13 protein-coding genes are annotated in these 7,209 nt (G+C 71.9%); 6 read left to right on the top strand and 7 right to left on the bottom strand.

What is annotated here, in order from left to right:
* Positions 1-322, top strand: a 322-nt coding sequence (locus tag WEB03_RS01765) for a DUF488 family protein (RefSeq protein WP_368069253.1), incomplete at its 5' end; no start/stop codon positions are given.
* Positions 323-469: 147 nt separating this feature from the next.
* Positions 470-1,060, top strand: coding sequence for a response regulator (locus tag WEB03_RS01760; RefSeq protein WP_368069252.1), 591 nt, complete (start codon positions 470-472; stop codon positions 1,058-1,060).
* Positions 1,061-1,073: 13 nt separating this feature from the next.
* Here the strand turns inward: WEB03_RS01760 and WEB03_RS01755 are convergent, their stop codons facing one another.
* From WEB03_RS01755 to WEB03_RS01740, 4 genes are all read right to left on the bottom strand, one after another.
* Positions 1,074-1,235 carry a hypothetical protein gene (locus WEB03_RS01755; RefSeq protein WP_368069251.1) on the bottom strand — a complete coding sequence of 54 codons (162 nt, stop codon included), beginning with the start codon at positions 1,233-1,235 and terminating at the stop codon, positions 1,074-1,076.
* A 152-nt stretch (positions 1,236-1,387) separates the two neighbouring features.
* Positions 1,388-2,284, bottom strand: a complete 897-nt coding sequence (locus tag WEB03_RS01750; protein ID WP_368069250.1) for a sucrase ferredoxin — start codon at positions 2,282-2,284, stop codon at positions 1,388-1,390.
* Complete coding sequence (locus WEB03_RS01745; protein WP_368069249.1) at positions 2,277-3,437, bottom strand: cupin domain-containing protein; 1,161 nt, start codon at positions 3,435-3,437, stop codon at positions 2,277-2,279. The genes WEB03_RS01750 and WEB03_RS01745 overlap by 8 nt, the downstream gene beginning before the upstream one ends.
* A gap of 7 nt (positions 3,438-3,444) precedes the next feature.
* On the bottom strand, positions 3,445-3,678 hold the full coding sequence (locus WEB03_RS01740; protein WP_368069248.1) for a hypothetical protein: 234 nt from the start codon (positions 3,676-3,678) through the stop codon (positions 3,445-3,447).
* Between the two features lie 139 nt (positions 3,679-3,817).
* On the opposite strand from WEB03_RS01740, the gene WEB03_RS01735 reads away from it, so the two are divergent.
* From WEB03_RS01735 to WEB03_RS01725, 3 genes are all read left to right on the top strand, one after another.
* Positions 3,818-3,952 carry a hypothetical protein gene (locus WEB03_RS01735; protein ID WP_368069247.1) on the top strand — a complete coding sequence of 45 codons (135 nt, stop codon included), beginning with the start codon at positions 3,818-3,820 and terminating at the stop codon, positions 3,950-3,952.
* Positions 3,953-4,032: 80 nt separating this feature from the next.
* Entirely contained in the window at positions 4,033-4,233 is a 201-nt protein-coding gene (locus WEB03_RS01730; protein WP_368069246.1) for a hypothetical protein, read from the top strand.
* Positions 4,234-4,515 (top strand): OsmC family protein, encoded by a 282-nt coding sequence (locus tag WEB03_RS01725; RefSeq protein WP_368069254.1) that lies wholly within the window; start codon positions 4,234-4,236, stop codon positions 4,513-4,515. It abuts the gene before it with no gap.
* Positions 4,516-4,597: 82 nt separating this feature from the next.
* Here the strand turns inward: WEB03_RS01725 and WEB03_RS01720 are convergent, their stop codons facing one another.
* From WEB03_RS01720 to WEB03_RS01710, 3 genes are all read right to left on the bottom strand, one after another.
* Positions 4,598-5,146, bottom strand: coding sequence for a hypothetical protein (locus WEB03_RS01720; protein ID WP_368069245.1), 549 nt, complete (start codon positions 5,144-5,146; stop codon positions 4,598-4,600).
* Positions 5,147-5,356: 210 nt separating this feature from the next.
* Positions 5,357-6,016, bottom strand: coding sequence for a sensor histidine kinase (locus WEB03_RS01715; RefSeq protein WP_368069244.1), 660 nt, complete (start codon positions 6,014-6,016; stop codon positions 5,357-5,359).
* Between the two features lie 9 nt (positions 6,017-6,025).
* Positions 6,026-6,157, bottom strand: a complete 132-nt coding sequence (locus WEB03_RS01710; RefSeq protein ID WP_368069243.1) for a hypothetical protein — start codon at positions 6,155-6,157, stop codon at positions 6,026-6,028.
* 645 nt (positions 6,158-6,802) lie between these two features.
* Between WEB03_RS01710 and WEB03_RS01705 the strand changes: the two genes are divergently transcribed.
* The gene (locus tag WEB03_RS01705; protein WP_368069242.1) at positions 6,803-7,198 is read left to right on the top strand and encodes a hypothetical protein; all 396 of its coding nucleotides are present in this window, start codon (positions 6,803-6,805) and stop codon (positions 7,196-7,198) included.
* Positions 7,199-7,209 lie beyond the last annotated feature (11 nt).

Genomic DNA, 7,209 nt, shown 5'->3' with positions numbered 1-7,209 from the left:
AAACGATTCCTTCCGTGCCTACGCCGACCACCTCGGCACGTCGACCTTCGTGGCGGCGATCGTTGAGGTCCTCGCGGAGGCTGATGAGCGTCGCGTCGCGGTCATGTGCTCCGAGTCGGTCTGGTGGCGCTGTCACCGCCGGCTCATCGCCGACGACGTCCTGCTGGTCGGGCAGCGGCCGGTCCTCCACCTCTTCCACGATGGCCGGCTCGCGCCGCACCAGCCCACCGACGTGGTCCGGGTCGAGGACGGTGCGCTGGTCTACGACGGTGGCGCTCCGACCCTCGACCTCGACGCGTCGCGGCGCGACGCCACCGGCTGATCCTCCGGCAGGTCGCCTGCGGTCCGAGAGCTGATCGAGCTGCGACCCGGAACGGACGACCCAGCGCTACCCACGAACGTGTGACGTCGGCTGGACAGCTGTCGCATCGGCCGCTCTTCGGCACCAAAGGTGCTGTTCGCTGGGTCCATGGCCACCCGACTCGACGCCGACCGGTGGGGCGAACTCGACATCCTCGAGGTCGCCCCGGTCGACCTACCCGCTTCCGGCGTCCCGTCCTCCGCGCTGTGGGGGTGCGGACGCTGCGGCGACGACCACCGGCTCGCGGACGGCTCGGTGGTCAAGGTCCGCTCGCACCTCGGCGTCGCCGACCAGATCGTCTGTGCGCGCTGCGCTGCGGTCGCGCGGCGACGCTGCGTCGGTGTCCGATCGTCGCGGGTCCTGCTCGTCGACGATGACAACGAGCACCGCGACGTGCTCCGGCGGACGCTCGAGGACGCCGGCGTCGCTGAGGTGGTCGGGTACGTCCGCCCCGGGCGGCAAGCGCTGGTCGAGACCGAACGGCTCCGACCCGACACGGTCGTCCTCGACCTCGCGGAGCCGCGGGTGGTCGGGCTCGAGCTGCTGTCGGAGCTCCCCGACAAGGTGCGGGTCATCGTCATCAGCGGACGGCCGAGGACGCGCCAGCGCTGCCGCCAACGGCGCCCCGGGACCACCGTGCTCGCCGATGATCGTGCTGGCCGGAAACGGCTCCTGACGCTGCTCGACGAGGCACGCTGACCACCCCTGCGGTCTACGCGCTCTCGCCCTCGCCGCGTGCCTCGTCGTCCGTTCCATCTTCGTCGCCGTCCTTCACCCCTTCGCGTTCGCGGAGCTCGAGCACCTCGGCGAGCAACCGCGCCTTGAACTGCTCGAGCGTCTCACCCGGATCGGGCCGCAGTAGCCGCGGGTCCACCCGCGGCTCCCGGCCCCGCTCATCGGGAACCTCGTCGTCGCTCGCTGCCATCACACACCCCCTGGTCATCCTCGTTCCCCCGCCCCCGGGGAGCACGAACGGTACGACCGAGGTGCGACACGGCCGGGTGACCGCGACGGGTCGGCGACGCGTCAGTGTTCGACGAGGTCGACCAGCCGGTGGACCGGTGCCACGTTCGGGACGCCGGCGCACGTCAGGCGACGCTCGGTCGCATCGCGGTCGGTGCTGACGGTCACCACCACCTCGCCGCCGTCGGACCGCACGAACCTCGCTTCGGTCCGGCGGCCATCGCGGCGGCCGCCCACGAACCGCAACGCGTCCTCTCGTCGCAGGTCCAGCTCCTGTCGCGCGAACACCTCGGCCGACTGCACGGCGAACGGCACCGACGACCGGCCCCGCCACCGGTCGAAGTCGATCTCGCCCGCTTCGTGGGTACGGACGACCTCGAGCGCTGTCTCGGGATCGAGGTGGCCGTAGAACGCACCGGTCGGTAGGCAGACGAGGTTCCCCGCGAACCGGTCACCTCCGACGTGGGAGCTCTCCCAGAGCCGGTCGCCGAGCCGCGGCGCGAGGGTGTCCACCACCCGTCGGCCGTACTCGGCGCAGCAGGCGTCGTGCTTGCCGTTGGTGCACACGAGGTAGAACGGCTCGGTCACCGGGGTCCCGCCGACGGAGCGTTCCTCGGCCAGCGGTGACAGGTCCACGTCGACGAGTCCGTCGCGGCCGTGCAGGTCGATGCGTTCGAACCACCCGCCGGACGGGGTCGTCACGCCGACGAACAGCGCGTGGTCGGGGACCTCCCGCGGCACCCCGGGCGCCCGTCGCAGGAGCAGCACCCGGGCGGGCAGCTCCTCGGCCGCAGCGGTCAGCCGTGCAGCCAGGTGCTCGGGGAGGGTCCCGTCGGTCAGGACGTGCGCTCCCCACGCGCCGGGGTGCTCGAACAGCACCCACCGGCGGGCCTGCGACGCGGTGCCGTGGAGCGGTTCACCGCAGGTCTTCGACCGGACGACGCAGCTGTCCTCACGCACCGTCGACATCACGGTCGAAGGTCAGCAGGCCCTCCTGGACGAACCGTCGACACAGCACCAGCCGGCTCGGCTCGTCGGCGAACTCGGCCAGGTCCTTCGGGACGAACCGGTCCGCCCCACCGAGCCAGCGGATCGCGTCCTCGGCTCCGGCGGGCAGCTCGAGCGCACGGTCACCGAGCTGCACCTGCAGCCGGTCGCCGCGGACGTCGACCTGGAACGTGGCGTGGGGCCGACGCCGGAGCGGCGTGGTGTCGTCGAGCCGGTCGAGCTCGAGCAGGTCCCGCAGGCCCCCGGTCAGCTCGGGCGAACGCCGCGACCAGAACGCGTCCGCGGCCGCGTCCAACGGCGCCGCGAGGTCGATCTCGTCGAGGCGTGCGGCCAACGCGGCGAGGTGGTCCTCAGCCGATGCCACCAACGCCGAGGGATCGTCGGCCCAACCCGCCGGCAGCGGTGCACCGAGTTCCTCGCCCGCGAGCGCGCCGTCGAGGGCCCGTCGCAGCACGTCCCGCCAGGTCGTGGTCCGCACCCCGATGGTCAGGTGCAGCGACGGCCGGTCGAGCGTCTGCGCCGCGTGCCTCGTCCCCGCCGGCAGGTACAGCACGTCGCCGGGCCGCAGCTCGAGGTCCCACGGCTCGCTGCCGTCCGGCGGGTGCACCACCCACCGCTTGACCCCGTGGGTCTGGATCGCGAACACGTCGTGCGGGTCGGCGTGCAGGTTCAGCCCCTGGGCGACCGGCGGCGTCAGGTAGGCGTTGGCCTGGACCGGGTGGGTCAGCACCGCCTCGAGCTCACGGCACAGGTCGGTCACGGCCGCGAACGAGCGGTGCAGCCCCTGCAGCACGACGGTCGCGCCGGCGGCGAACTCGCGGTGCACGGCCCGGACGTCGGCGAGGTCGTCGACCGGCCGCGATCCGATCCGTACCGACCGGGTGACGCTCGCGCGGGGCAGCGTCTTCCCCTCGCGCACCAGCCGGAACGACGGCGCCCGGAGAGCCGATCCCGCGACGATGCGGTCGACGTCGTCGAGGCTCAGCAGCTCCGCGATCCCAGCGTCGTCGCTGCGGTGGTGCACCGGTGTACGGCCGAACCGGTCGGCGAGGAACCCGTCGGGGTCGCCGACCAGCCGGGCGAGCGCCGGTTCGGTGGAGGTCACGCGATGGTCAGGAATCGGTCCCGTCGGCGTCCGCGCCGTCACCGGTGTCGGTCGAGTCCCCGTCGGTGCCGTCGGTCGCGTCGCCATCGCCGCCGTCGGTGCCGTCGGTGCCGTCAGCGTCGCCCGCGTCGCCGTCGGTGACGTCGGTGACGTCGGTGACGTCACCGTCCTTGGTGTCCGCGGTGATCGTCCCGCCGCCCGTGGTGGTGATGTCCTCGTCGGTCAGTCCCTCGACGCGCATGGTGGCTCCGTTGGTCGGTGGTGGCTGCGGCACGCGTGCTCGCGTCCCGCCCATCCGACTCTACGAGCGTGCGCGAACTCCCGCGTGGCCGCCCGGGCACCGTCGGCAGGCGCTGCCCGGACCGCCGCCACTACCGCTGGTGCGTCGGACGCTGGCCGACGGCGGTCTGACCCTCCTCGTCATCCTGTTCTCGGTCGTGTGGATCGCGTTGTCCGCGGTCGCCTCGACCCTGGTCCTGCCGAGCCTGCTGACCCTCTGGGACCGCCGACACTGACCTCCCCAGGCGTCGGACGGACCTGGACATCGCCGCACGCCTGCGCGAGGGTGGTCGGACATCGACCAGCGGAGACCGTCGTGTCAGACGTCGTCTACACCTCGAACGTGCGGATCGTCCGGGACCGGGGCCCGGTCCGCAGCGCGCAGCTCCCCGGCCGCGACCAGCCGGTCACCTTCGGGGTCCACGGGGCCATCGCCGAGCACTACGGCGTCGGACCCGACGACTACCCACCGGACGCCACGACCATCGACTACCTCGTGGCCGCCGCCGGGGGCTGACTGACCGGGACGCTCGGAGGTGCGCTCGAAGCTCGAGGCATCTCCGCCGGAGGCGGTCGTCTCCGATCCGAGATCACCGGCGAGGTCGAGCTGGACGGCAAGACCCTCGTCCTCAAGCGCATCCACGCGCACTACATCCTGCAGGTCGACGAGGACGCCGACCGTGACGCGATCGACCGTGTCCTCGACTTCCACGCCGACAAGTGCCCGGTCGCACGTTCCATCCGCGACGCCATCGACATCACCACCTCGATCGAGCTGGCCGACGTCGAGCCGGAGTGACCCAGGACGTGGGAGAGGGCCGGGCGACGGATCCCGTCGAGCGGCCCTCTCGGTTGGGGCTACCGGAGCTGTGGTGCGTCGGTCAGAAGGCGACCGTGTCCTTGCGGAGCTTGAGGACGATGAAGCCGAGCAGTGCGAGGGTGATACCGACCACCACCGCGAAGGCCGAGAGGGCGTAGGCCATGATGCCCATGCCGAGGACGGTGGTCAGGGTGGTCGCGTCGAGCCAGGACAGACGGTTCTGGTTGGGGCCCATGACCGGCTCGCCGGCCTCGTCCAGGACGGGTTCGCCGGCCTCGTCGACCATCGGGACCTCGCGGTCCATCTCGGCGTAGCGCAGGCCCTCGGTCCGCTCCAGCTGGTGGAAGGTGATGATGTCGGACTGTGCCCACATCGAGATCGGGCCACGGACGGGGACCTCGGGGAACACCGCGTCGTCGGGGGTGGTGATGTTCTCGACCGCGGCGGACCGGTAGGTGTAGGTCGCGCCGGCGATGCCGCCCAGGATGGCGCCGAAGCCGATCACCATGGCGAAGATCGCCACGAAGGTGAACAGCTTGTTGGGGCGCAGCTGGAGCTCGACGGCTGGGGCGGTGCGGGCCTCTGCCTCGGGGGCGTTGAGGATGCTCACGTCGTTGCCTTCCTGTGTGGTGCTCGTGGCGCTCGCTGGGTGCTGCGCCGTTGACAGCAGTGTGAAGGGCACGGCCGCGGCGACCCATGGGCGGAGGACACGCGTCGTCCGCCGGAGGTCCCGAAGTTGGTGGGACCCTCGGCGGGACCATCCCGCGAGGAGCACGATCGCAGACGCGGTGGCGACCGCTGTGCGGCTTCCGCTGCGTGGCTACCGCTGCGTGGCGACCGGCACGGTGTAGGAGAAGCGCGTCCCGGCGCCGAGTTCGCTGGCCACCTCGATGGTCCCGCCCTGCCCCTCCACGAGGGAACGAGCGATGAACAGACCGAGGCCGCTGCCCTTGGCCCTGCCCGGCACCTTCCCGACCCGCGAGAACGGCTGGAACAGCTTGGCGAGGTCGTCCGGCGCGATGCCGATCCCGTCGTCCGCCACGTGGACCCGCAGGACGTCGACGCCGGGGTCCTCGAGCGTCACCAGGACGGGGCTCTCGGCCGAGGAGAACTTCACGGCGTTGGTCAGGAGGTTGTCGAGGACCTGCAGCTGGCGACCACCGTCGGCGTGAGCGAGCCGCACCTCAGCGGGCACGTGGACGTCGATCCTGCGTCCCGTGGTCTTGCTGATGTCGGCGACTGCGCTGCGGACGACCTCGGCGAGGTCCACGTCGGTCAGGTCGTAGCGGAACCGTCCCGACTCGAGCTGTGCCATCGCCAGCATGTCGTCGATGAGCCGTTCCATGCGGTGCGCGCTGGCCGCCGCGGTCGCGAGGTTCTCGCAGATCTCGGCCGGGTCGAGGTCGTCCCAGTGGCGTTCGAGCAGGGTGAGCAGCCCCGAGACGATGACGGTGGGGCTCCGCAGGTCGTGCACCAACATGGCGGTGAACTACCGCTGCCGGCGGTCGGCCTGGGTGCGCGCATCGAGCGCGGCTTCGAGCCCCGCCTGCCGTTCGCGTAGCGCGTCGCGCTCGTTGGCCCGCGCGATCGCCTCCTGCTCGAGGATGGCGACGGCACGCATCCGTTCGCCGGGGTCGAGCAGGTGGCGCGGCGACCTTCGGTCGCGACCGCGTCGATCGCACCACCGATGACCCGCCGGAACAGCTGCGGGTCAACCTGGCCGTCGCGGCTGATCGCCTCGAGGGTCTCGTGCGCATCGAGGGGTACGTAGCGGTCCGTGTCCGCGTCGTAGCCACGGGCTTCGAGGTCGGCCCGGATGCCCGCCAGGTGGTCGGCGGTGCCGAGCACGAGGGCGACGCCGTTCCCGTCGAGCGCCGGGGCGATGTAGCGGACCACCGAGTCCGTCAGGAACTCGTCCGACCCGTAGAAGCCGACGAGGTGGTCGTGCGGGTGCGCACGAACCTCGGTCGACACATCAGGTGCAGCCACAGCGGGGTCCTCAGGAGCGGGTCGTCGAAGCACCGGCTGAGCGGTGCGCTCGTGGGAGGCTACGGAGCGATCCGGCTGCTCCAGCCCCTCCGGCCTGTTCCAACGACCGACCTCGTTGCACCGTCCCTGCCCGGAAGGAGGGGGTTGCCGTCGCGTCGTGGTGCGGTCGGGACCCTCGTCCCGTAGCGTGCGGCTCGCGACCGGGACCCAGGTCCCGGCGGGCCAGGAGCGGACGTGCGGCCGACGCACCGTGCGTCCCGAAGGGGGTGAGCACCTGGTGAGCGAGCTCCTCGTGCGAGACGTCACCCGCGCTGGCCGCGAACTCGGGCGAGCGTCGCTGACCGACCTTCCCGCCTCGGCGACCATCGGCGAGCTCCTCTCGCGTCGGATCCACGACGAGGTGGCGACGTACAACGGCTCGCCCGGCCCGGTCTTCGTCGGTCTCGTGCAGCCCGCGGACTCGATCCGCCACAGCGATGGCTTCCGGATGCGCAGCGCCCGCCAGCTCGATGCCGATGCAGCCGTGCTGGCCGCCCGCGAGGCCGTCGCCGCCGGGATGCTGTCGTTCCGGCTGGGCGACGAGGTGACGAGCGACCTCGATCGCGTCGTCGACATCGATGGGCTCGATGAGCTGCTGGTTGTCCTCGAACGCCCCGTGGTCGCCGAGCTGTGACGGCGGTGCGC

Origin of the sequence: Nitriliruptor sp., from assembly GCF_040882075.1 — a bacterium.
Classification (GTDB): Bacteria; Actinomycetota; Nitriliruptoria; order Nitriliruptorales; family Nitriliruptoraceae; genus Nitriliruptor.
This window is presented reverse-complemented; position numbering and strand designations above follow the sequence as displayed.

Bases quoted from the DNA above. Each gene is read 5' to 3' on its own strand.
- WEB03_RS01740 (WP_368069248.1), bottom strand. From the start codon at position 3,678: ATGCGCGTCGAGGGACTGACCGACGAGGACATCACCACCACGGGCGGC.
- WEB03_RS01715 (WP_368069244.1), bottom strand. From the start codon at position 6,016: ATGTTGGTGCACGACCTGCGGAGCCCCACCGTCATCGTCTCGGGGCTG.
- WEB03_RS01710 (WP_368069243.1), bottom strand. From the start codon at position 6,157: ATGCGTGCCGTCGCCATCCTCGAGCAGGAGGCGATCGCGCGGGCCAAC.
- WEB03_RS01760 (WP_368069252.1), top strand. From the start codon at position 470: ATGGCCACCCGACTCGACGCCGACCGGTGGGGCGAACTCGACATCCTC.